Origin of the sequence: Paraburkholderia sp. RL18-101-BIB-B (assembly GCF_046026985.1) — a bacterium.
Taxonomy (GTDB): domain Bacteria; phylum Pseudomonadota; class Gammaproteobacteria; order Burkholderiales; family Burkholderiaceae; genus Paraburkholderia.
The window spans coordinates 195,832-218,418 of the sequence record NZ_JARESV010000001.1 but is presented as its reverse complement, the minus strand read 5'-3'; the positions used below and the strand labels follow the sequence as shown (position 1 = coordinate 218,418).

At 62.7% G+C, this 22,587-nt stretch carries 21 protein-coding genes; 8 read left to right on the top strand and 13 right to left on the bottom strand.

Annotation, left to right across the window (positions count from 1 at the left end):
- Nucleotides 1-570: 570 nt before the first annotated feature.
- The 3 genes from P0D73_RS01010 to P0D73_RS01000 all read right to left on the bottom strand — a co-directional run bounded on the left by P0D73_RS01010 (nucleotide 571) and on the right by P0D73_RS01000 (nucleotide 6,431).
- Complete coding sequence (locus P0D73_RS01010) at nucleotides 571-1,869, bottom strand: hypothetical protein (RefSeq protein ID WP_408429134.1); 1,299 nt, start codon at nucleotides 1,867-1,869, stop codon at nucleotides 571-573.
- A 1,263-nt stretch (nucleotides 1,870-3,132) separates the two neighbouring features.
- The gene (gene pdeM, locus P0D73_RS01005) at nucleotides 3,133-3,792 is read right to left on the bottom strand and encodes a ligase-associated DNA damage response endonuclease PdeM (RefSeq protein WP_408312135.1); all 660 of its coding nucleotides are present in this window, start codon (nucleotides 3,790-3,792) and stop codon (nucleotides 3,133-3,135) included.
- A complete protein-coding gene (locus tag P0D73_RS01000; RefSeq protein WP_408429132.1) occupies nucleotides 3,789-6,431 on the bottom strand; it encodes a ligase-associated DNA damage response DEXH box helicase in 2,643 nt (880 codons plus the stop codon). The genes pdeM and P0D73_RS01000 overlap by 4 nt, the downstream gene beginning before the upstream one ends.
- A gap of 219 nt (nucleotides 6,432-6,650) precedes the next feature.
- On the opposite strand from P0D73_RS01000, the gene P0D73_RS00995 reads away from it, so the two are divergent.
- From P0D73_RS00995 to P0D73_RS00985, 3 genes are all read left to right on the top strand, one after another.
- Nucleotides 6,651-7,508 (top strand): carbon-nitrogen hydrolase family protein, encoded by an 858-nt coding sequence (locus tag P0D73_RS00995; RefSeq protein ID WP_408429130.1) that lies wholly within the window; start codon nucleotides 6,651-6,653, stop codon nucleotides 7,506-7,508.
- A gap of 253 nt (nucleotides 7,509-7,761) precedes the next feature.
- Nucleotides 7,762-8,163, top strand: a complete 402-nt coding sequence (locus tag P0D73_RS00990; RefSeq protein WP_041759096.1) for an FKBP-type peptidyl-prolyl cis-trans isomerase — start codon at nucleotides 7,762-7,764, stop codon at nucleotides 8,161-8,163.
- 101 nt (nucleotides 8,164-8,264) lie between these two features.
- Complete coding sequence (locus tag P0D73_RS00985) at nucleotides 8,265-8,726, top strand: DUF488 domain-containing protein (RefSeq protein WP_132377817.1); 462 nt, start codon at nucleotides 8,265-8,267, stop codon at nucleotides 8,724-8,726.
- A gap of 47 nt (nucleotides 8,727-8,773) precedes the next feature.
- Here the strand turns inward: P0D73_RS00985 and P0D73_RS00980 are convergent, their stop codons facing one another.
- Entirely contained in the window at nucleotides 8,774-9,004 is a 231-nt protein-coding gene (locus P0D73_RS00980) for a DUF2964 family protein (RefSeq protein WP_132377815.1), read from the bottom strand.
- 351 nt (nucleotides 9,005-9,355) lie between these two features.
- Between P0D73_RS00980 and P0D73_RS00975 the strand changes: the two genes are divergently transcribed.
- Entirely contained in the window at nucleotides 9,356-10,429 is a 1,074-nt protein-coding gene (locus P0D73_RS00975) for a DUF6765 family protein (protein WP_408429128.1), read from the top strand.
- A 27-nt stretch (nucleotides 10,430-10,456) separates the two neighbouring features.
- On the opposite strand, the gene P0D73_RS00970 is transcribed toward P0D73_RS00975, so the two are convergent.
- Together P0D73_RS00970 and P0D73_RS00965 are read right to left on the bottom strand one after the other, a co-directional pair.
- Nucleotides 10,457-10,693: a hypothetical protein gene (locus tag P0D73_RS00970; RefSeq protein WP_132377811.1), complete on the bottom strand. Its 237-nt coding sequence runs from the start codon at nucleotides 10,691-10,693 to the stop codon at nucleotides 10,457-10,459.
- 55 nt (nucleotides 10,694-10,748) lie between these two features.
- Nucleotides 10,749-11,042, bottom strand: coding sequence for a hypothetical protein (locus tag P0D73_RS00965; protein ID WP_408281037.1), 294 nt, complete (start codon nucleotides 11,040-11,042; stop codon nucleotides 10,749-10,751).
- A gap of 371 nt (nucleotides 11,043-11,413) precedes the next feature.
- Between P0D73_RS00965 and P0D73_RS00960 the strand changes: the two genes are divergently transcribed.
- From P0D73_RS00960 to cls, 4 genes are all read left to right on the top strand, one after another.
- Nucleotides 11,414-11,752: a hypothetical protein gene (locus tag P0D73_RS00960; protein WP_408429126.1), complete on the top strand. Its 339-nt coding sequence runs from the start codon at nucleotides 11,414-11,416 to the stop codon at nucleotides 11,750-11,752.
- A gap of 215 nt (nucleotides 11,753-11,967) precedes the next feature.
- Complete coding sequence (locus tag P0D73_RS00955; protein WP_408281466.1) at nucleotides 11,968-12,819, top strand: H-NS family nucleoid-associated regulatory protein; 852 nt, start codon at nucleotides 11,968-11,970, stop codon at nucleotides 12,817-12,819.
- Between the two features lie 22 nt (nucleotides 12,820-12,841).
- Nucleotides 12,842-13,327 carry a hypothetical protein gene (locus tag P0D73_RS00950; RefSeq protein WP_408429124.1) on the top strand — a complete coding sequence of 162 codons (486 nt, stop codon included), beginning with the start codon at nucleotides 12,842-12,844 and terminating at the stop codon, nucleotides 13,325-13,327.
- Nucleotides 13,328-13,475: 148 nt separating this feature from the next.
- Nucleotides 13,476-14,738: a cardiolipin synthase gene (cls, locus tag P0D73_RS00945; RefSeq protein ID WP_408429122.1), complete on the top strand. Its 1,263-nt coding sequence runs from the start codon at nucleotides 13,476-13,478 to the stop codon at nucleotides 14,736-14,738.
- Nucleotides 14,739-14,750: 12 nt separating this feature from the next.
- Here cls and P0D73_RS00940 read toward each other — a convergent pair whose 3' ends face one another.
- The 7 genes from P0D73_RS00940 to P0D73_RS00910 all read right to left on the bottom strand — a co-directional run bounded on the left by P0D73_RS00940 (nucleotide 14,751) and on the right by P0D73_RS00910 (nucleotide 22,403).
- Nucleotides 14,751-15,707: a hypothetical protein gene (locus P0D73_RS00940; RefSeq protein ID WP_408429120.1), complete on the bottom strand. Its 957-nt coding sequence runs from the start codon at nucleotides 15,705-15,707 to the stop codon at nucleotides 14,751-14,753.
- Entirely contained in the window at nucleotides 15,701-16,495 is a 795-nt protein-coding gene (locus P0D73_RS00935; protein WP_408312153.1) for a MetQ/NlpA family lipoprotein, read from the bottom strand. Before P0D73_RS00935 ends, P0D73_RS00940 begins: the two co-directional genes overlap by 7 nt.
- Entirely contained in the window at nucleotides 16,492-17,574 is a 1,083-nt protein-coding gene (locus tag P0D73_RS00930; protein WP_408429118.1) for a formylglycine-generating enzyme family protein, read from the bottom strand. The genes P0D73_RS00935 and P0D73_RS00930 overlap by 4 nt, the downstream gene beginning before the upstream one ends.
- Nucleotides 17,575-17,581: 7 nt before the next feature.
- Nucleotides 17,582-19,528, bottom strand: coding sequence for an arylsulfatase (locus P0D73_RS00925; protein WP_408429116.1), 1,947 nt, complete (start codon nucleotides 19,526-19,528; stop codon nucleotides 17,582-17,584).
- A 159-nt stretch (nucleotides 19,529-19,687) separates the two neighbouring features.
- Nucleotides 19,688-20,230, bottom strand: a complete 543-nt coding sequence (locus P0D73_RS00920; RefSeq protein ID WP_408175007.1) for a hypothetical protein — start codon at nucleotides 20,228-20,230, stop codon at nucleotides 19,688-19,690.
- A gap of 113 nt (nucleotides 20,231-20,343) precedes the next feature.
- On the bottom strand, nucleotides 20,344-20,991 hold the full coding sequence (locus tag P0D73_RS00915; protein WP_132377793.1) for a response regulator: 648 nt from the start codon (nucleotides 20,989-20,991) through the stop codon (nucleotides 20,344-20,346).
- Between the two features lie 2 nt (nucleotides 20,992-20,993).
- Nucleotides 20,994-22,403 (bottom strand): cache domain-containing protein, encoded by a 1,410-nt coding sequence (locus P0D73_RS00910; protein WP_408175006.1) that lies wholly within the window; start codon nucleotides 22,401-22,403, stop codon nucleotides 20,994-20,996.
- Nucleotides 22,404-22,587: the final 184 nt, after the last annotated feature.

Here is a 22,587-nt window from a genome sequence, read left to right as displayed (position 1 = left end):
ACGTCTTTGCGCCTTGCCGAAGTACGGAGGTGATTATGGCGCAGAGTAAATAGTCCGAGTTGTGCCGTCTGTGTGATTGCCCTCACTCGCGCATGGGCAGTTTCCTTTTTGTGTTCGCATGCACACGTATATGAAGCATTCGAACGTATCCGCTTGATTCATCTGATCAAGCGGATTAAGGAAAACGTAAAAAAATAATAGTTGGGACTGCGTATCTAAAGGCTCGAATCTTCGACTCTTTATAAGGCCGGTAACTGACGATCTTTAACAGTTCCGCTGCGCAATTAATCGTAAAAAACGCGGCGATATCGCATTGCGTGGGGTAGCGCACGGTCACTGGATGGCACTCCGCATAACTTCAACGTCCATCAGGCCCAGCTGTGCGGTTTTAAAAAACAGGCTCGCGCACAGCCAGTTGTCTTCTCTCGAATCACGTTGAATCGGACCGGGGTTTTCCGCGCGAGAGAGGCCGAGCGTCATGTGGTTTTAGCGTAACGCGAGGCAAAGACGACTGGGCGTTGAGGTTTCATCTTTGACAGTGAACAGAGATTCACCTGTTACCAGGGCCGGTCACTCAAAGCATATAGTTAGGAGAATGAAATGAAAAAGCAAAACGGGGACGCGCTGGCGCTGGGGACGCGCCGGGCGGTATTCGCAGTTGCTGTGAGTCTGTATGCGGCGATGGCGGGTGCGCAAACGAATCCGGCTGCGTCGGCCGCGCCGTCGGTCAGCTCGAACAAGATGATGTTGGCGCAAGCCTTGCCGGCCGATTGTCTGGACTCGCTTGGGTGCAAGCGGGAAATCGGTAGCCTCGTGATGCCTGGTGGAAGTGGAATCGCCGCGGCTGCGGGTGGGTCGGTATCGGCTACGGGCAGCGGCGGCAACGGGCCTTCGTCGGTGGGGGCGACGGGCGCGGGCAATAGCGGCGCGAATGGTGGGGCTAACTCCGGCTCGTCGGGGTTGGGCTCCGGCAGTACGGGTAGTGGCGGCGGCGGAACCGGCACAGGGGGTGATGGCGGTGATGGCGGTGGCACCGGCGGCGATGGAGGTGACGGTGGCGACGGCGGCGATGGCGGCGGTCATGGTCATGGCCATGGTGGCCATCATGGTCACGGCGGTCATCACGGTCATGGCGATGGTGATGGTGATGGTGGTCATCATGGCGATGGTGGCCATCATGGTGACGGCGGTCATGGCGATGGTGGCCATGGCGATGGTGGCCATGGTGATGGTGGTCATGGCGATGGTGGTCATGGTGATGGCGGTCATGGTGGTAGCGGTCATGGTGGTAGCGGTCATGGTGACGGCGGTCATGGCGATGGCGGCCATGGCGACGGCGGCCACGGCGATGGCGGTCATGGCGATGGTGGCCATGGTGATGGCGGTCATGGCGATGGTGGCCATGGTGATGGCGGTCATGGTGGTAGCGGTCATGGCGACGGCGGTCATGGTGACGGTGGACATGGCGATGGTGGTCATGGTGGTAGCGGTCATGGTGACGGCGGTCATGGCGATGGCGGCCATGGTGACGGTGGTCATGGCGACGGCGGCCACGGCGACGGTGGTCACGGTGACGGTGGTCATGGCGATGGTAGCCATGGTGACGGTGGTCACGGCGACGGCGCTCACGGCGATGGTGGCCATGGCGATGGTGGTCACGGCGACGGCGGTCATGGCGCTAGCGGTCACGGCGACAGTGGTCATGGTGACGGCGGCAAGGGCGACGGCGGCAAGGGCGGAAATGGTCCCGGCACAGGCGGCTCGGGCAATGGTGGCCATGGAGAAGGCGGCCACGGCGACGGCGGCAATGGCGGAAACGGTCCTGGCGCGGGCGGTCCCGGCAGTGGTGGTCACGGAGACGGTGGTCACGGAGACGGCGGCAAAGGCGGAAGCGGTCCTGGCGCAGGTGGCTCGGGCAATGGCGGTCCTGGCGCAGGCGGCCCGGGCAATGGCGGCTCCGGCAATGGCGGTCCTGGCGCGGGCGGCTCGGGCAACGGCGGTCCTGGCGCAGGCGGCCCGGGTAACGGCGGTGCTGGCGCGGGCGGCCCGGGTAACGGCGGTTCCGGCAACGGCGGCAAAGGCGGAAGCGGTCCTGGCGGAGGCGGCGCTGGCAATGGTGGCCCGGGCGCAGGTGGTTCGGGCAACGGCGGTGCTGGCGCAGGCGGCCCGGGTAACGGCGGTTCCGGCAACGGCGGCAAGGGCGGAGGCGGTCCTGGCGGAGGCGGCGCTGGCAATGGTGGTCCGGGCGCAGGTGGTTCAGGCAATGGCGGTCCTGGCGCGGGCGGCCCGGGTAACGGCGGTTCCGGCAACGGCGGCAAGGGCGGAGGCGGTCCTGGCGGAGGCGGCGCTGGCAATGGCGGTCCTGGCGCAGGTGGCCCGGGCAATGGTGGTCCTGGTGCAGGCGGCCCGGGTAACGGCGGTCCCGGCAACGGCGGCAAGGGCGGAGGCGGTCCTGGCGCAGGTGGCCCGGGCAATGGCGGTCCTGGTGCAGGCGGCCCGGGTAATGGTGGCTCCGGCAACGGCGGCAAGGGCGGAAGCGGTCCTGGCGCAGGTGGCCCCGGCAATGGCGGTCCTGGTGCAGGCGGCCCGGGTAACGGCGGTCCCGGCAACGGCGGCAAGGGCGGAAGCGGTCCTGGTGCAGGTGGCCCCGGCAACGGCGGTCCTGGCGCAGGCGGCCCCGGCAACGGCGGTCCCGGCGCAGGCGGCCCCGGCAACGGCGGTCCTGGCGCAGGCGGCCCCGGCAATGGCGGTCCCGGCGCAGGTGGCCCGGGCAATGGCGGTCCCGGCGCAGGCGGCCCCGGCAACGGCGGCCACGGCCGCGGCGGTAACGGCCCAGGCTCCGGCAACGGAGGCCAAGGCCACGGCGGCGGCTTCGGCGGCGGCTTCGGCTCAGGCCGCGGCGGCTTCGGTGGCGGCTTTGGCGGCCACGGTGGCGGCTACGGCGGAGGCGGCGGCGGAGGCGGCCACGGCGGCGGCAACCACTAACGGAGCGACGCTCCTTCATCGCACGGAGGCCGGGAGACCGGCCTCCCTACCGATGCCAAACGGAGCGAGCGAACGACCCCCGTCCGCTCGCTCCCACCCTCAACCTCCACGAATCAGTTGCTCAAGAGATCAGAACGAAGTCCCGCATCACACCACTTCAATCACCCTCTCCTGCACCACCAGGAAAACCTTCTCCCCGGCCACGCGACCATCCTCACGCGCGCCTCCAGTAAAACTCCCGAACGCAGGCAATACCCCACACGCCGTCCCAAACCGGAAACACGGAACCCGTACCGAATCGTTGCGCGTCGCAATCCGATACACCGGGTGCATATGCCCCGCGAGCGCATACGCACCTTCCACCCGGTGCGGGTGATGACACAACGCCCACGGCCCCACACGCCAAGGCTCCTGCACATACTCGACGTCGAGCGTCGCCGGCAGCGCGCCCGCATGCCGGTCGTGATTGCCCTCGACCAACACAACCCGCAGCCCCGCATGCCGCGCGCGCCAGACATGCAATGCGTCGAGCGTCTCGCTGGCATGCGCCTCGCGCGCATGCAGCAGGTCGCCGAGAAACACCAGCATGGCCGGTTCGAATTCGGCGATCAGAATATCCAGTCGCATCAGGTTGTCGGCGGTCGAGCCGATCGGCACCGGAATGCCGCGTGCGCGAAACACCGCGTCCTTGCCGAAATGCGCATCGGCGACGAACAGACAGCGCAGCGCCGGATCGAACATCGCGCGCAAGCTCGACAGCACAAGAGCATGCCCGCCGATCTCCACCGGCAACGATGCCGGCTTCATGTGCGGGCCGCCTTCTCGAGTTCGGCGAGCATCCGCTCGACGCGATCCGCGAGTTTCTCCGTGCTGACCTTTTCCCGCAGGCGTCCGACGATCAGCGGAAACGCAAATGGCGTCGGCTTTTTCGGTCGCGTGACGACCACGCGGCTCGCGTTCATGCGTTCGAGCGCAATGCGAATGCGGCGGGCGTCGAGTTCCTGCAGCAGCACTTCGTCGTCGGCCTGGTTGAGCAACAGGTTGCCGCGATCGTGATTGCGAAAGATTTCGTAGAAGAGGCCACTCGACGCCTGCAATTGCCGCGCGCTTTTCTGCTGCCCTGGATGCCCCTGGAACACCAGCCCCGACACGCGCGCAATCTCGCGAAAGCGCCGCATCGAGAGTTCCGAAGAATTGAGACTGGCGAGAATGTCGTGATCCAGTTCTTTGGGCGAGAGCAAACCGCTTTCGAGTTGCGCAGCCCAATCGAATGGTTGCGCGGACAGCAACTCGAAGCCGTAGTCGTTCATCGAAATAGAAAAGGTGCCGGGTTTTTCGCGTGCGACGCGCCATGCGAGCAATGCGCCCAAACCGATATGCGCCGTGCGCCCGGCAAACGGATAGCAAAAGAAATGGTGTCCCTCGCGCGATTTCACTAACTCCACCACCAGCACGCCCGGCTCGGGCAAGGCCGACCACTTCTGCTGCAATTCGAGCAGCGGCCGCACGGCGCGCATTTCGGGTTCGTCGTAGATGCCGCCGGCCGCGCGTGCGAGCATCGTCAGCGTGGCGTCGGCGAGTTCGGAGGACAGCGGCATGCGGCTGCCCGCCCATTGCGGCATGGCTCCACGCGATGATGTCGCGCGCCGAACCCACGCGGTCATATCCTGCACGCGGACCAGTTCGAGTGCACGGCCGCCGAAGGTAAAAATATCGCCTGGTTTAAGCCGTGAAATAAACGATTCCTCGATCGCGCCGAGCCGTCCGCCCGAGAGATAAGCGACATTCAAGGTGCCGTTCGCGACGATCGTGCCGATGTTGTTGCGATGCCTTCGCACCAGATCCTCGCGCGGCACGCGGTACAGGCCGTCGCTTTCGCGTACCACGCGATGGTAGTCAGGATAGGCGCGCAACGCCGTGCCTCCTCCTTCGACGAAGCCGAGCGCCCAGTCGAACTCCGCCTGCGTCATTTGCCGGTAGGCATAGGTGCTGCGAATTTCGCCGTACAGTTCGCGCGCGTCGAAACCGCCGCCGATCGCCACGGTGACGAGATGCTGCACCAGCACGTCGAACGGTTTCTCGGGCGTCTCGCGTCCTTCTATCTGACGCTTCTCGACAGCCTCGCGCGCGGCGGCGGCCTCGACCAGTTCGAGCGCATGCGTCGGCACGATCGTGACACGCGACGGCCGCCCCGGCGCGTGACCCGAACGCCCCGCGCGCTGCATCAAACGCGCGACGCCCTTGGGCGAGCCGATCTGGAACACGCGCTCCACCGGCAGAAAATCGACACCCAGATCGAGGCTCGATGTGCACACAACCACTTTCAACAAGCCACTCTTGAGGCCGCGCTCGACCCAGTCGCGCACTTCCTGATCGAGCGAGCCGTGATGCAGCGCGATCAGGCCGGCCCATTCGGGCCGCGCTTCGAGCAGCGCCTGATACCAGACCTCGCATTGCGAGCGTGTATTGGTAAACACGAGCGACGTTTGAGCCTCGCCGATCGCTTCGGCCACTGCGCCCACCTGGCGCATGCCCACATGGCCGCCCCACGGAAACCGCTCGATGGTCTCGGGAATCACCGTATCGACGATCAGTGCTTTCGGCAGCGCGCCATGCACGCTCACGCGTGCCGTCTTCACGGGCGCGAGCAAGACATCGGCGGCGAAGGACAGATTGCCGAGCGTCGCCGACAAGCCCCATACCTGCAATTCAGGCCGCCAATGCGCGAGACGCGCGAGCGCGAGTTGCGTCTGCGTGCCACGCTTATTGCCGAGCAACTCGTGCCATTCGTCGACGATCACCAATCGCACGTGCGCGAGCACGTCACGTGCATCCGGGCGAGTGAGAATGAGCGAGAGACTTTCAGGCGTCGTGACCAGCGCCGACGGCATGCGCCGGTTCTGCCGCGCGCGCTCGGCCGACGACGTATCGCCTGTGCGTAACCCGACGCTCCACGGCACGGCGAGTTCCGCGGCCGAACTTTGCAACGCGCGCGCGGTGTCCGCAGCGAGCGCGCGCATCGGTGTGATCCACAGCACGGTGAGCGGCTCCGGCTGTGTGCGGGGCGTGCGTTTGCGCGTGGTTGGCAGGGCGGCAAAAGCGGCCAGTGCGCCGAACCATACCGCCCATGTTTTACCTGCGCCGGTCGTGGCGTGCAGCAAACCGCTCGCGCCACGGCCGATTTCCTGCCAGACCTCGCGTTGAAACTCGAATGGCTGCCAACGGCGCGCGTCGAACCACTCGGCGAGTTTTACGGCAAAGGGGCGTTGTGCAGCGGTTTCGTCGATGGAAAAAGGCAGCGGCTCGAACGCCGGCTCACGCGCGTCGAGCCGCGCCTGTTGCTCGCGGCTGCGCGGAATCCGGCGCGGCCGGGGCGCGCGGCGCCGCTCCGGAAGAGCAGACGGCGCCGGGGCCGTGGTCTCGTCGGAATCAGCCGGCTCGGTCATCGAAAAGCGCTCTTTAGCATCGGATTCGCGTGTCGGCGAACAACTCGAAGGAGGGGGTCTTCTATGTCGACCGCCAAACCGCACAGGTGGTTCACCACGCATCTTCGCACTTACACGCGGCGTGCTGCTCGTGTTTAAATGCCGAGGCGTTGCCCGCCTATATCCGGGGTTGAACGTAGGCGGGCGCATCGCAACGGTTCATTCATCACGGAGTGCGCGTTGAATCACACACAGGCATTGCTGCCGCAAACTTCATTGCGAATCGCGGCTGCGCAAGCTCAACCGGTGTCCGGTGACGTCACGGCCAACATCCCCAGAACGGTCGAATTGACCGCTCTGGCCGCAAACGCCGGTGCAAAACTGGTGGTTTTTCCCGAGAAATTCCTGAGCGGCTACGAACCCGGCCTGATCGCCGGCGACCCCGCGAAATACGCGTTCGACGCAAACGACGCACGCCTCGAACCGATTCGGAACATTTGCCGGCAGCGCGAGATTGCCGTGATCGTCGGCGCGGCGACGCGCGGCGAGGGCGGCTTGCATATTTCTTCGCTGGTGTTCAGCCGTTCCGGCGAGCGACTCGATCCGTATCACAAGCAATACCTGTACAGCAGCGAAGCAAAGATCTATCGGCCGGGCACGCAAGGCCGCATGCTTGAAATCGACGGATGGCGTCTCGCGCTCGGCGTGTGCTACGACTCCGCCTTTCCGGAGCACGCGCGTCTTGCGGCGGTCAACGGCGCGCACGCGTATCTGGTGAGCGCGCTCTTCAGCGTGAAGACCGGCTACCACCAGTCGCGCATCTGGTTTCCCGCGCGGGCATTCGACAACACCGTGTACGCGTTGTTGTCGAATCACATCGGCACGACCGGCGGTTGGGCCACGTGCGGTGCGAGCGCAATCTGGAGCCCGTCTGGCGACGTGGTGGCGGAAGCGAGCCGCGAGCGCGAACAAGTGATTACCGCACTACTCGATCCGGCCGTGCTGGCCGATGTCCGCGAACGCGAGACGGTGCTCGCGGACTTCAACGCGCGCGGCGAGGCGACGACGGGAGCCTACGCGGTACAAAGTCTGGACTGACTAAAAACGCTCGCCGTAAGTCAATTCGAAGCAACAGGCTGCACCACGCTCAAAGTGTTGCGCTGCGACGCGGGCGTCGCTCGGAACAGTGCGATCATGCCCGCGCTCAGTAACGTGAAACGGGCCGCCTCGCTTATGAACGGGCCGTAATAGCCGGCGTCCGCAGTACAGCTTCGTCCATGCAAGCCAGCAGTGCTGGTGCGTCACATGCGATCCGTTACAATGACGCGCACTACCCATCTGGAGACTCGCTTTGAAATCTATCGTTGCATTGGTCGCAGCAGCTCTTCTGTCTTCGACGGCAATGGCCGCCGCGCCCACCACCGAAAAACTGCCTTCCGGCGTCGTGGTTGAACACCTGACGCAAGGCACTGGCGCCCAACCGGCCGCAGAAGATGTCGTGAAGGTCAACTACCGCGGCACGCTCGCCAACGGTACCGAGTTCGATAGCTCGGCGAAACACGGCGGCCCGGCCACGTTCCCGTTGAATCGCGTGATTCCGTGCTGGACGCAAGGCGTGCAGAAGATGAAGGTGGGCGGCAAGGCCAAACTGACCTGCCCGGCAGCGACCGCTTACGGCGATCGCGGCGTCGGCGTGATTCCGCCGAACAGCGACTTGACCTTCGAAGTCGAACTGGTCGGTATCGTCAAGTAAACCAGCGCGACGTGAACTGAAACTGAGCCCCGCTCCGGATATCGCAGCGGGGCTTTTCTTTTTCCGGGCACTGCGTCTGCCCGCTGCCAGGTACTCCCGAGATGAAACGTGAAACCAATGCCGTGCAGGTGGCCACCATCGGATTTACCGGCAAGACGGCTCAGGAATTTTTCGATTTGCTGAAAAACGCACAGGTGCGGACGGTACTCGACATCCGCCTGAGCAATACGTCGCAACTTGCCGGCTTCGCGAAAAAACAGGATCTGCCTTTCTTTCTCGACAAGTTGTGCGGCGCTGCTTACGAGGAAATGCCCGACCTGGCTCCGGAGCCCGATTTGTTCAAGCGCTACAAGGCCAAAGAACTGACGTGGGACGATTTCTCGGCGGCTTACGTCGAGTTGATCGCAAAGCGCCGGGTGGAAAGCAATCTGGACGTCGATCTATTCCGCTCGGCCTGCCTGCTTTGCAGTGAACATTTACCACACCACTGCCACCGGCGGCTCGCACTCGAATACCTGAACTCGCGTTGGAATAGCCGCCTTAAAATTACCCACCTGTCGTAACCGCCGACTGGATGGCGGCGCCTTTGCGCAACGGGAGAAGGCCGGATTCACTCGGATGGCGCGAACAGCATCGAGATATAAATGATGGTGGAGACGACAGTAATGCCGACGCCGATGAAAACTTTGGTGCGATTGAATTCCAGTCCGCCGTTAATGGCCACGCAGATCCCGACCACGGACGCCAGCGTGCCGATCGTGGCCAGCAGGACGTGAAGCTTGCTGCGTAGCAGCTTGCGCCGTTCCGGACTTGCGCCTTCTTTCCAATTGTCGAGTTTCACAGGATTTATCCTTTGAGTTAGCGTGTACTGCCCGAAGGTTTGGACTGGAGAGTGGTGCGGCCCGGTTATGCCCTTTCGCATTACGAATAGTTTCCAATGGCACAGCATAGCTGAGCCGCCGGACAGTGCAAATAATAAAAACGGGTAAATGCAGCGCCCGATTGTCACAAGTCTATTTAGTGGCGCGGCGCGTATGGGCCGGACTCCGCATGAAGCAGGGCGGCGAGCGGTTTTTTAAAGTCCCGGCGCGTTCGGTCGTCTACTATCTACTCACGTGCCGACGCGGCATCCACCTCGCCGCGCAGTCCAGAATCCCCCGTCGTCATTCGTCGCGCGTCAGGAGCGCCTGCCATGAATATCGACTTTCATTATGGTGTCGTCTATATTGCCGCCCGCGTGGCCGGCATGCCGGCCGACGACGCGATCACCGTGACGCATGCCTGCCAATACGTGGACGATGCGACGACCGCGGGCATTTTGCGCTTCAAGGGCGGCGAGACGTTCGAACGCTTTGCCACCGCGCACAAGTTATTCGACTACGCCACCACGGAGGACGACAAAAACCGGCTGGTATGGACGCCCTTTCATTTTCTGCCGGCCGCCGTTGGTTCGACGTTGCACGAAAAGGCCGTGTGCCGCCCGGATAGCGCGGTCGCGCGCGAGGTGGTGCGGCGCGCGATCCTGCGCCGGGACACCGAGACAGGATTGCATCGGCTGGGCGTGACGCTTCACACCTATGTCGATACATGGGCGCATCAGGGCTTCGCCGGCATCGAAAGTCCATGGAATCGGGTTCATCTGCTGGAGGCCCAGGACTGTACGCGCAAAGGCTGGTTCGCCAAACTCAGGCTCGCCAGCGAGCACCTGATCGAGCACATCGAAGAGGATGTGCTGACCGTTGCGTTGCCGGTCGGTCATGGCGCTGCCTTGCACTATCCTGACCAGCCGTGGGCAAAATGGCATTACATCGACGGTAGAAACGAGTTCGTCCAACGACACAATCTGCCGGAATTCGTGCAAGCGGCCGAGATGGCATGCCGCGCGGTGCGCGCCTATCTGGCGGGGCGGCAAGATTTCGAGAACCTGCCCGGCATGCCGGACGATGTGAGAGACGTGCTCACGAACCTGCTCAATACGAACCGGCTCGAGGACGACAACGATCGCTTGCGGCACATTTGCCGCGTCGTGAAGGCCGGCGGTATTCCGGGTTTGAAAGAGTCGATTCCGGAATACGTGCCTAAAGGTCCCGGCTCCTGGAAGTTCCTGGCCACCGGTTTGAAGTTCGACGACGACACCGGAGACAAGCCGGTATGGACGGACGCCTTTGAGAAAAGCGATTACCGGCTATTTCACGACGCGGTCAAGCAGCACCGCTTCGTGACCACGCAGGAGATTCTGCCGACGCACGGATTGCGAATCGCCTGAACGGGGCGCCAGCGCCCCGAACCCCGGTTATTCCACTCTGGCTTGCTGACGTTGCGCGGCCTGTTCTTCCGCATGTTTTTTGGCCATATGCCGCCCCACCAGACAGCCGCCGACCGCGCCGACCACCGCGTGGTGTCCGGCATAGTGACCCGCCACTCCGCCTACGACCGCTCCCTTCATGCAGCCGGCCGCGTTTGCCGTGCCGACCGCTGCTGAAGTGAGTGCGACCGCCGCGAGGGCGGTTTTGATGTAACCCGCTTTCATCTGAAAAGTACCCGTTCAATTGAGGTGTTCTAACGTGGCGCTATTCGGCGTCATTTCAATAGCCGCCCCAGTGCCGTTCACGCCATTCGTGTTCGCGCCAATGCTCACGGCGCCATTCGCGTTCCCGCCATTCACGGCGCTCGCGCCACTCGCGTGCGCGCCAGTCGCCGTCACCGCCATAGGCAACCGGGACCACCGCCGGATCGCGCGCGACATAAACAGGCGGCGGCGCTGCAACCACGCCGACTGGAATGCCGACTCCGACGGCCACATCCACGTGCGCCGAGGCCGCCGACGATGCCGCCAGTACTGCCAGACCCAATGCCGCGCCGATAATCTTCTTGTTCATTTGCCTTCTCCTTGCATATCGAAGTGCGATGCTTCCGATTGCCTCAGGTTCGCCCTTGCGAGCTTTCCAGAGCTTTGCGTCGAGTTACGGTTCGGAGTGTAGGAGGGTGGTCCGGACACAGGTGAAACAGCGCTGCGAGATTGGTAACGCGGGGTTACGGAGGTTCGGGCTAGCGCATTGCATCTCGGGAAACCTGGATTTCCTGGCAGGCAAAAAGTGTTTTTATAAAAAATGACCGGCGCAAACGTACGAAAGCAATAAAAAATGTACTGCCGTCCTTTGAATCTTCGAATGCTTGCCTATAGTAGAAGCGACTAATGCCGCGATGCACAGCGGCTGCCTTTCTTGATGCGTGTGACGGGGAAACGAAAATGACACCATCGAATGCTGCGATCTATCAGTCCCGGGCGTCGACGCCGGAGTCCTTACGAGCGCTCGCCGGCTATCTCGAACTGGCGCTCGACGAAGGCGAAAGCGTGGTCCTGATGCGAGTCGGCACGCATGTGCGCAGTGTTTATGTCGGCGACCCGTCCGGCGCATTGGAGGAATTGACCGAGCATGGTGTGGTGGCCGCCTGTCAGGCTGACGAGATGCTGTCGTTGACCCGGATGGACCTCAACCGCATTACCGCGGATGACCAGCAGTACCGGTTCATGCGCAGTGTGCGGTATATCGCCGACCGTCAGGCCGTCGTGTTTACGCCGATGTGATCGCCGGCCCAACAATTGGAAAGACAATAGAAGAGAAGGGGGAGTGGCAAAGGAAAAGACAGAAAAAGTGCGGCAACGGAGTAAAGAACCCAAAAAGTTCGTACTCCACCGGATCCATGATCGACTCCGACTCGTGTTTTTATAGCCACGCCGATCTGCCTTTCTCGCGTCATTCGTGGCATAGTTCGATCGATTACCACATAAGGAGCAATCAAATGCCCACGTTAGAGCAAATCCAAGCAAAGCTTAAAAAGCTTCAGGCGCAAGCTGACGTCCTTATTGCCAGGAAAGCGCAAGTCGCGGTCGACCAGATTCGTGACCTGATGCTCAAACATGGCCTGACTACCGCGGATATCGAAGCCCAGGCAAAAGCCCGGCGCGCCGCGAGAGGCCTGAATGGCAATGGCAAGGTGAAAGCCGGCAGCTCCGGTAAGGCAATAGCAAAGTACCGCGACCATAAAACCGGTGCGACCTGGACGGGTCATGGCCGCGCGCCGGGTTGGATTGCCGGCGTGAAAGACCGCACACAGTTCCTGGTCGAAGGCGCGAGCGAACTGAAGTCGGCGGCCAAGGCGGCTGTCACCCATGCGAAAGGCAGCAAAGGTCAGCCGAAAGGCGCGCAACCGCCCAAGTACATCAATCCGAAAACCGGCGCGACCTGGAGCGGCCGCGGCCCGGCGCCGGCATGGCTCGCCACGGTCAAGGACCGCACCAGATTCCTGATCGATAGCGCTTCGGCAAGCGTGGCGGATGCTGGTCACAAAGCCGCAAAGAAGGCCGGCAAAGTGAAGTCGGCGGCAACTAGCGGCGTAGTGAGCAAGAAAGCCGCAGCCCGAAAAGTCGTGGCAAAGAAAGCCGGCGCGGCCAAAAAGACAGTTGCAAAGAAAGCCACGGCGGCCACCAGGAAAGTAGCGGCAAAGAAAGGCGCCGCAAAGCCGGCCGCGAAGAAGAGCGCCGCGACTAAAGCAGCCAGGAAAGCACCTGTGCGCAAGACCGCAGCCAAAAAAGCCGTCGCGGCGACTGTCGCGGCCACACCGCAAGCCGCGCCGGCGTCAGCCGGTGCATGAGCGTAACCGAGTCGTGAAGTAGATGACCAGTACGCTTGAAACACCCCAGCAGGAAGACCAGGTCGTCCTGCTGGACTCCGTTCCTCATCCGGCAGAAGATGCCGGCGAACCCTTCATCGTCGCGAGTGACCGCCGGGTCATTCTCTCTTATCCGATTGCGGAATCCGACTTTGAACGGTTCGGACCATTCGATCCCGACGACGACCCATTTTGCGCCGTGCTATTTCCGGACACGGTATTTCATCGCCTGGGTCCGCCCGGCGACGGCGATCTTGAGATCCATCCGCTCGCCTCGCAGGGTCTCACTAGCTACTCGGTACATGAAGTCATGAATTCGTCGCTTGCCGCCGAGCTTGCGGCGGTCGCATCGACGGGACCCGCGCAGCGCCATTTTCTCATCACGTTTCAGCAGTCCACATTCGAATGCGTAGCGTCGGACTATACGGTGGTCGGTGTCTATGGCGCGGGTGAAATAGCCATCCGGGAAGCGTTCTCGCTGGTCAGGTAATGAGGTCGAGTAGCAAGGTGCGGGCCTGCAACGGGCACGCGCAATGCGTCCTGCGTTCGTCGTAACAGCCGGGGCTGAGGCCCGGAGTCTTCGTCAAACCGCAGGACGCGCATCCGACGCGTCCCGCCGATTAGCATCGAGGCCACGCATGCTGACGATTTCCATTACCGCCTTCGTCACGCTCGTCATCATCTTGGTGATTGCCAATTTATCGAGCGGCGAGAAGAAGATCGAACACAAGATCGAACGCCTTTATGCGAGCGACGATCCGCAATTCCTTCGCTCGATGGGTTTGCTGCTCGGGCCGCCCGTCATCTCGGGCAATCGCTTCGAGATGCTGCTGAACGGCGACCACATTTTTCCTTCAATGCTGGAAGGCATCCGTTCCGCACGGCAAACGATCACGTTTGAAACTTTCATCTACTGGTCCGGCGAGATTGGCGAGCAGATTGCGCAGGCACTCGCGGATAAAGCGCGCGAAGGCATCGCGGTGCACGTGCTGCTCGACTGGGTCGGCTCGTCGAAAATGGATAAACGCTATTTGGATCTGCTTCGCGATGCCGGCGCGGAAGTGATTCAGTATCACAAGCCCCATTGGACCGGCCTTGGCCGCATGAACGATCGCACGCACCGCAAACTGCTGGTGATCGACGGGCATATCGGCTTTACGGGTGGCGTGGGTATTGCGCCGGAGTGGACCGGCCACGCACAGAATGAAAAGCATTGGCGCGATACGCATTTCCGCGTGGCGGGTCCGGTGGTCGGCCATATGCAGGCCGTATTCATGGACAACTGGGTCAAGGCAACCGGCAATGTGCTGCACGGTCCCGGCTATTTTCCCAATGTCGAGTCAATGGGCGACGGCCTCGCGCATATGTTCAGCAGCTCGCCCTCGGGCGGCAGCGACGACATGCAGTTAATGTATCTGATGGCGATCACGGCAGCCACGCACTCCATTCATCTGGCGAGTGCCTATTTCGTTCCCGACAAGCTGACCATCAACGCGATTGTCGAGGCGGCGAAACGCGGCGTGAAAGTGCAGATCATCATGCCCGGCAAACGGATCGACACGCATACCGTGCGCGAAGCGTCGCGCGCGTGCTGGGGCGATCTGCTCAGAGCGGGCGTGGAAATGTACGAGTATCAGCCGACCATGTTTCACTGCAAATTGCTGGTGGTGGACGAATACCTGGTTTCGGTCGGCTCGACCAATTTCGACAATCGTTCGTTCAAGCTCAACGACGAAGCGAATCTGAACATCTACGACCGCGACTTCGCGAAGCAGCAAACCGCCGTTTTTGCGGAGGATCTAAAGAAGTCGCAGCAGGTCACGCTCGAAGCATGGATGCACCGGCCCTTTACGGAAAAGCTGATCGAAAAGTTCGTGCCGCTGCTGGATACGCAACTCTGACGATTCTTTGGATTACCGATCTGCGCCAGAGAGATAGGCTTCGATAGGTGATAGAGAAGAGGGAGTGCCGTTTTCCACTTCCATGGCAGGGAGTGGTGTGCCAAGAAGCGTTTGTGCACGTTGATACGCATGAGCGAATCCGCGCAATTCCTGAGTCACCGGACGATCGTCCAGGCGGCGTCGCAAAAGCGCTTGCTCAATACTGCGGTCGATCAGCGCGAGTTGACTGTCGATATAGTCGAGGCATAACTGTCGGGAACGCGCGGAAGTACTGGCCACGGCCAACAGCGCCGGCACGATCGAGATCGTCAGAAAGCCACCCGGCGGAATACGCGCCAACGCGGCGGGCGAGTCGAAAAGATCTTTACGCAGCGATTCGAATACTGCACGGCCCCACACCTCACGCTCTCTTTCGAGCGCGCGGCGGCGACGCGCCAAAGCGTCCCTGGCATTCGCGTCTTTTATCTCGCCTTCCGCTGTCATTAGTGCGGCGTCCGCGCGTTCACCTTCCTGAATGCAGTCGGCGCCCAGGTACGAGGCGCTCTGATTGCGGCCGGCCAGCACGAGATGTTGCAGCGTATCCGGCACGAGCGGATCGAGCGGCACGACTTCACACGTGACCGGCTTGCCGTTTAGATGGATCGCACAGCGTCCATCATCGGCGAGCGCGGGACAGCGCGCCAGAGAAGGGTAATCGTAGCCCTGCGTCATGATGCTGAAGGTGTCGCCCGCGCGATGGAGCAGCGTGTCCGCGATCGATTCGAAAGCGGCGATATCGGCCTCGTCGAGCAAGGCTTCGTGCCGGCCGACGCGCACCCGCTCACCGATGCGCCTGCGCGGCACGCGGCCGATCGCAAGGCAGCCGATGAACCGGTCGCGATGCCGGAACAGCTCGGGTAACGACATGGCCGGCGGACTATTGCAGCACTTGCCGCACGCCGTGCACGCGAACGAGAAAGCGTTCACCACGGCCGGCGCACCGAGTCCTGATAGCGCGTCAGAATGAAATGCGCGACGTCGTTCGAATGGTAAGCCGCCACCAGTTGCGCAACCCAAGGCCGAGCGCGGTCGGAATCGCGCACCGTCAACACGTTGGCGTAAGGCGAGCGGGCATCTTCGAGACCGAGGCTGTCGCGCGCCGGGTAAAGACCCGCGCGCGCCGCGTCGTCGCTATCGATCACGGCGAAGGCCACGCTGTTCAATGAGTCGAATAGACGTGCGCGCGGCACCTGGCGGATCTGCAGATTCAGCCGGTTGCTCGTGATGTCGGCGAGCGTCGCATGCAAGCCGGCCCTGTCCTTGAACGTCAGCAGCGTGAAGTTCTGCAGCAGGATCAAGGCGCGCGCCGTGCCTTCCCGGTCGTCCGGAATGGCGATCGTCGCGCCGCGTTGCAGTTGGCCGAGGTTCGTCAGTTTGCGCGAGTACAAGGCGATGGGAAACGTCACGGTGGTGGCGACGCTCGCGAGCGCAAAGCCGTGCTGTTTGCGCTGTGCGTCGAAGCGTGGCTCGTCTTCGAAACTCGCCGCGTCGATCTGCTTCGCGGCAAGCGCGGCGTCGATACGCTCGGGCTGATCGAATACGACCACGTCGAGCGTGAGTCCGCGACTGGCGGCGACGCGGCGCACCTCGTTCATGATCTCGGCATGCGCGCCCGCACTCACACCTACCTTGATGACTTGCGACGCGGCAGCTTGCACGTGCTGAACCATCGAAGCGGCGACCAGCAGCACGGCCGTTGCGAATAACCGTGACTTCATGACGCATCCCTCAACACCGTGCGAAAACCGATATGCGACGCCGGCAAATCCGCTTCCTGCTGTTCGCGCGACGCCGCCCGATAGCGCACGCAATAGTCGCGCGAGCATAGGAACGAGCCGCCTTTGATGACCATCGGCGTGTCGTGTTTGCGGCTGAGCGGCGCGACCGCCGCGGTATCGCCATTGGTGTGGGACTGGTGCGGACCGCTATAAGCATCCTTGGTCCATTCCCACGCATTGCCGATCATGTCGTAGAGCTTGAAATCGTTGGCGGCATAGCAGCCGACGGGCGCGAGGCCGACGTGACCGTCCTCATTCGTGTTGAGCACGGGAAAGACGCCTTGCCAGTAATTCGCGCTCGGCTTGCCGTGTTCATCGCGCGGAGCGGTATCGAGCTCCGCGCCTTCGCGGCCCGCCTTGCCCGCGTATTCCCACTCGGCTTCGGTGGGCAGATCGCGGCCCAACCAGCGCGCGTAGGCGAGCGCATCGGCTTGCGTGACCATCGTCACCGGTTGGTTCATGCGGCCTTCGAGCGTGCTGCCAGGTCCGGTTGGATGGTTCCATGCGGCGCCTTTCACCCACGTCCACCAAGAGAGATCGCGTGCATTCATCTCGTCGCGTGTCGGCGTATGAAATACCACTGCGCCGCCTTGGCGCTCCGAATCGCTGACGTAGCCCGTGGCCTTCACGAATGCCGCGAACTGCGCATTCGTCACATCGGTCTGATCGATCCAGAAGCCCGCGACGCGCGTCTTGCCGTCGCCGGCCGGACGCTCGTCTTCGTAACCGAGCTTGCTGCCGAACACGAAATCGCCGCCATGCAGATGCACCATGCCAGCTTTCGGATCGTCGGGCCAGCGCGAAGGCAGGCCGGCGTAACGCTTGCATTGCCGCTCGGAGCCGAGCGCGGCCAACGGACGCGATGCATTGAGTTCGTCGAATGCCCCTTGTTTGCCGCCGCTAAAGACCGCCGAAGCGGCCGTCGTGGCGGTAAATGCAGCGGCGAAGGCGACCGTGGCGATCGCCGCGTAGACGCCGTACAGCGCCGCGTTGCTTTTGAGCTTGAATCTGACGGTCATTGCGTGCTCAGTAGTAGCCGCGCGGACGCAACGGTTCGACGCCGCCGACGCTGCTCATATAGTTGTTCCACTGCTGCACGAGACCGTCGATCACCGAGGGATTCTGCGTCGACACGTCCTGCGTTTCGCCACGGTCGGCGCTCATGTCGAACAGTTGCCAGTGACCGTCCACGGGACCGAGCGGCGGTTCCGTCCACAACGCTTTCCAGCGGCCGTCGGCGCTGCGCAGATAGCCGCGGCCATAGGCTTCGTCGCCGAACGATGCGGTGTGCACGGCGCTCGTGGTCTGATCGTTCAGCAATGGCAGCAGCGACTGTCCGGTCACCGGATACACGTAGCGATTGTTATAGACCACCTTGCCCTTGTTCTGATCGACGCCGGTCAGCGTATTGATGAGCGCCGGCGCGGCCTGCGTAGGCGGCGGAATCTGTGCGACGGCGAGGAACGTCGCGGTGTTGTCGGTCACGTGCGTGAAGTCACGCAGCGTCGGCTTCTGCGTGGTCTGACCCGGCTGATGGACGATCAACGGCGTGGATACGCCACCTTCGCCCGAATAACCCTTGGTCAGACGGAACGGCGTGGCGCTCACCTCGGCCCAGCGCAAGCCGTACTGCAGACGTTGCGCGTTCTGCTTGCCGTTGTCGGTGCCGAGTGCCGAATAAACCGGGTCGGCGGCGTTGGCGGTATCGGTCGCGGTCGGGTCGGCGCCGGAGTCGATCGGCCAGCCTTCCGCGCCGTTATCCGACTGGAACATGATGAACGTGTTGTCGTACTCGCCGATATCCTTCAGATGCTGGATCAGCAGGCCGATGTTGTGGTCGAGGTTTTCGACCATGCCCGCGTAGATTTCCATATAGCGCGCCTGGGCCTTCTTCTCGGCGGGCGAGAGGCTCGCCCACGTCTTGTTCACCGTGCCCGGACCATAGTCGGTATAGCCTTGCGCCGCGCTATGCACGGCGCTCACGTACTTCGCGTTCACCGTGCCGTTGTTCGCGGTGGCCGCGGTCGCGGCGAGCGTTTCCGACGCGCCGCCGTACGGCAGAAAGTCGTTCGAGATGATGCCGAGCGCCTTTTGCCGCGCAATGCGCGCGTTGCGGATCGCGTCGTAACCGGCGTCGTATTTGCCGGCGTAGTTATGCAGATAAGGCTCGGGTACTTGCAGCGGCCAATGCGGCGACGTGTAGGCCGCATAGGCGAAGAACGGCTTGCCATCGCCTTTGTTCGAGTCGATGTACGAGATCAGGCGCTGCGTGTAGAAGTCGGTCGAATAGAACACCGCTGGGCTGCCGCCCGCGCCGCCCGGTTGTCCCGGCTGGCCGGGCTGCACGTATTTGCCGTCTTCGGTGTAGTTCTGCGAGTTCGCCGGTTCGTGCGCGAAGTGATTGGTCGCGGCGCCGCCGAGCAATGCATAGCTGTGTTCGAAGCCCCATTGGTCGGGCGTCTGCCCACCGCCCGTCGTGCTGCCGACAATGCCCGAGCCGATATGCCATTTGCCGGCCATATACGTGTGATAACCGCCGTCCTTCAGCAGCTGCGCAACGGAGAGCGCGCGGTCGTTCAGATAGCCCTCGTAACCCGGCAGGCCTTTGCGCTCATCGGTCGGCACACCCATGGTGCCTTCGCCGACCAGATGGTGGTCGGTGCCGGAAATCAGCATGGAACGCGTGATCGCGCAGACGGTGCCCGTGTGGTGATTCGTCAGGATGCGGCCCGATTGCACTAGCGCGTCGAGGTTGGGCGTGTTGATCTCGCCGCCGAACGCGTGGATGTCGGAATAGCCGAGGTCGTCAGCCATGATGTACAGAATGTTCGGGCGTTTCTGCGCGACTACGGGTGCGGGCGTCGGGCCGGGCAAATTGTCGTCGCCGCACGACGCGAGTGCGACGAGGCTGGCAACGGCGGCGCCGATCATGCCAAGGCGAAGAGAAGGGCGCTGCGATCGTTGTGTTGTCATTGTTGTCGTGACCGGATATGTCGGGTCGCCGATGGTAGCAATGACGTCGAAACGCCCAAAGTTCGATTTCTGCGTTGCTATGTTCGATCGCCGATATAGGCGTTGCAGCGTGATACCGGATATCACGCGCGCGCTGCATTCGCTCGTCGGCCTGTGTGGCTAGTTGCCTGGATCGAGTACCGGCTTGTCCGGATTCGCAAGCGTTTTGTAGGGGAGCTGTGCGGCATGCGGATTGGTGGTCGTGTCGTCGATCACACGCTCGACGTCCGCGGTTTTCGCGAGTTCGGTGAGGAAGGCCTTCTTGTCGAAACCTGGCGCAACGCAACCTTCGACATAGATGAAGCGGCGTTGCAGCGTCAGCCAGAGCGTCGACTGTTCGCGCCAGTGCGTGGCGAAGTTGATGTTGGTGAGGCGTCGCCGCAGGGCGTCGGCGATTTCCACGTCGTACAGATAGGCGTTCGACAAACGGCAGCGGCCTTCCACCCAGCAGCTATTGCCGCGCTCGATCCGGTAATGGCTGTCGTCGAGCCATTCCTGCTCGGTTTCGAGCGGGCCCAAAGGCACCGGACAGTCGCCGATCGCTTTGGAGATCTGAAAGAACGGATCGTGGCCGCGATTGACGCGCGCCGGTTCCGCGTGCGCGTGAGTGGCGGCGAAACAGATCAGCAGACTCGCTAGCCGCAATGGGATCGAACGTTTCATCCTCATCAGCTCCAGGTGTCGGGCGTTGAGTAGATCAGACGGAACGACGGCAGTGGTTCGAGTGGATGCTGTGCTAACTATGCTGCGATCGCGCACTCGCGTCAGTCAGGTTTTTACCGGCTCGTGCGACGATTCTCGACTGCGAACTTGATCAACTCGGCCTGACCTTCAATATCGAGCTTGCGTTTCAGATTCAGCCGATGCGTTTCCACCGTACGCACGGAGAGATCGTTGCGCTGAGCGATCTGCTTGCTGGACAGGCCTTCCGCGAGCGCGTCGAGAATGTCGCGTTCACGCGGCGTGAGCCGCTCGACGGGCGACTGCGTTGCCGAAGCCTGAATCAGACGTGCGCCCAGTCCGGCGCTGAAAAACTGTTTGCCTTCGAGCACCGCGCCGATCGCCTGGATGATTTCGGTGGCGGGCGAATCTTTGAGCACGTAACCGCTCGCGCCCGCGCGCACCGCCTGGGTCACATACTCGAGATTGTCGTGCATCGACAGCATGAGCACGCGAATCGCCGGGAAGCGTTCATGAAACATGCCGGCCAGTGCGATGCCGTTCATCCCGTTCATGCCGACATCCATCAGTACGAGGTGGGGCTCCTCACTCGCGGCGAGGGCGAGCGCTTCCTGCGCATTGCCCGCTTCGCCGACCACTTCGAGGTTGCGCACCGCTTCGAGCCGTGCGCGCAAACCGTCGCGCACGAGCGGATGATCGTCGACGAGAATCAGACGGGCGATAGCGGGTGAGGCGTCGTTCATGGTCAGGTTTCCTGCAAGGCCGGCAATGTCGGCTCGGTCGATCCGAGCGGCACGCGTGCGGTGACGAGAGTGTGGCCGGCCTGTGAACTGAGCGACAGCGTGCCGCCCAGCGCTTCGAGCCGTTCGCGCATATTGCGCAGACCCACGCCCGAGCGCCGGCCGACGAACGCATGCGCCACGTCGAAGCCGCGTCCGTTGTCCGCGATGTTCAGCGTGACGGCGTCGTTCGATACTTCCAGCGCGAGCGCCGCGCTCGACGCCTGCGCGTGGCGCACAATATTCGTCAGCGCTTCCTGCGCGATCCGGAACAACACGGTGTTGACCGCGTCGGGCAAAGCCGCCGCGTGAGTGTGGGCAATCTGCGTGAAGCCGATCTCGATGCCCGACTGCTCGCTGAGTTCGCGGGAGAGTTGCTCCAGCGCAGCCGCCACACCGAGATCGTCGAGCATCGACGGACGCAGCGCATGGGAAATGCGCCGCACTTCGCGCAAGGTGTCGCCAAGCCGGGTGAGGCTGGTGGTGAGCGCGGCCTCTGCCGGGGGCACGCGCACTTCGCTGCGCTCGAAGCGCGCCAGCGCGGATTCGAGCAGCAGCTTCACGGAGACCATCATCTGGCTGATGCCGTCGTGCAGTTCACGCGACAGGCGCGCCCGTTCGTTTTCCTGCGACTCCACCACCTGCTGAGCAAGCCGCTTCAGTTTGGCGTCCGCACTGCGATATTCGGTGACGTTGAGCACGAGCGCGCATAGCGCGATCACAGCGAGTCCGGCCACGGCGATCGCGTCGATCCATTTCATCGTACGATCGATGTTGGCGGCCGCGCCTTCGTCGATATGCGCGAGCGTGCTGTCCACGTCGTCGAGATAGATGCCGGTGCCGATCATCCAGCCCCAGCGCTCCAGCGGCACCACATAGCCGAGTTTCGAAGCCACCTTGCCCGTCGACGGACGATGCCACAGGTAGCGCACATAGCCGCCGCCGCGCGAGGCCGCGGCGAGCAGTTGCTGGATCGTCAGCGTGCCTTCGCGGTCGCGCATTTCCCACAGGTCGCGCCCCACGAGGTCGGGCTCGCGCGGATGCATCAACGAACGGCCGTGCATGTCGTAGACGAAGAAATAGCCGTCCTTGCCGAAGTCCATTTTTTCCAGCACGTCGAGCGCGCGCATGCGCAGCATCGAGTCGTCGCGCGCATTGTCCTGGCCAGCGTTATAGAGCGGCGCGATCGCGGTAGTGGCGAGTTCGACGTAATGCTTGAGCTCGATCTCCTTGCTGGCCATATACGCGGCCTGCGTGGTCGCGTGCTGCGTCTCGGCGAGCGCCGTGGCTTCCTGGCGCACACCGATTTCGATGCTCGCGATGGCGGCCAGAAAGGGCACGATCGCCAGCAGGACAATCTTGGCTTTGAGTTTCATCGTTGAAAAGACGGCCGACCGGCTACGTAGTATTACGTAGCCGGCTTACGTAGTTGCGCGCTTGTGAGGACGCTCACGAAGGCGAATACTACATCCCCGCGGCGTAGTGCGCCTTGAGGGCGTTTGCGCGGCGCGAGGAGCGCATTCCGGTTTCGCCGACTAATATCACGAAACCGGTTTCCGC

Coding starts and splice junctions, on each gene's coding strand:
- pdeM (WP_408312135.1), bottom strand. CDS start 3,792: ATGAAGCCGGCATCGTTGCCGGTGGAGATCGGCGGGCATGCTCTTGTG.
- P0D73_RS01000 (WP_408429132.1), bottom strand. CDS start 6,431: ATGACCGAGCCGGCTGATTCCGACGAGACCACGGCCCCGGCGCCGTCT.
- P0D73_RS00985 (WP_132377817.1), top strand. CDS start 8,265: ATGAAACGTGAAACCAATGCCGTGCAGGTGGCCACCATCGGATTTACC.
- P0D73_RS00975 (WP_408429128.1), top strand. CDS start 9,356: ATGAATATCGACTTTCATTATGGTGTCGTCTATATTGCCGCCCGCGTG.
- P0D73_RS00970 (WP_132377811.1), bottom strand. CDS start 10,693: ATGAAAGCGGGTTACATCAAAACCGCCCTCGCGGCGGTCGCACTCACT.
- P0D73_RS00965 (WP_408281037.1), bottom strand. CDS start 11,042: ATGAACAAGAAGATTATCGGCGCGGCATTGGGTCTGGCAGTACTGGCG.
- P0D73_RS00960 (WP_408429126.1), top strand. CDS start 11,414: ATGACACCATCGAATGCTGCGATCTATCAGTCCCGGGCGTCGACGCCG.
- P0D73_RS00955 (WP_408281466.1), top strand. CDS start 11,968: ATGCCCACGTTAGAGCAAATCCAAGCAAAGCTTAAAAAGCTTCAGGCG.
- P0D73_RS00950 (WP_408429124.1), top strand. CDS start 12,842: ATGACCAGTACGCTTGAAACACCCCAGCAGGAAGACCAGGTCGTCCTG.
- cls (WP_408429122.1), top strand. CDS start 13,476: ATGCTGACGATTTCCATTACCGCCTTCGTCACGCTCGTCATCATCTTG.
- P0D73_RS00935 (WP_408312153.1), bottom strand. CDS start 16,495: ATGAAGTCACGGTTATTCGCAACGGCCGTGCTGCTGGTCGCCGCTTCG.
- P0D73_RS00930 (WP_408429118.1), bottom strand. CDS start 17,574: ATGACCGTCAGATTCAAGCTCAAAAGCAACGCGGCGCTGTACGGCGTC.
- P0D73_RS00925 (WP_408429116.1), bottom strand. CDS start 19,528: ATGACAACACAACGATCGCAGCGCCCTTCTCTTCGCCTTGGCATGATC.
- P0D73_RS00920 (WP_408175007.1), bottom strand. CDS start 20,230: ATGAAACGTTCGATCCCATTGCGGCTAGCGAGTCTGCTGATCTGTTTC.
- P0D73_RS00915 (WP_132377793.1), bottom strand. CDS start 20,991: ATGAACGACGCCTCACCCGCTATCGCCCGTCTGATTCTCGTCGACGAT.
- P0D73_RS00910 (WP_408175006.1), bottom strand. CDS start 22,403: ATGAAACTCAAAGCCAAGATTGTCCTGCTGGCGATCGTGCCCTTTCTG.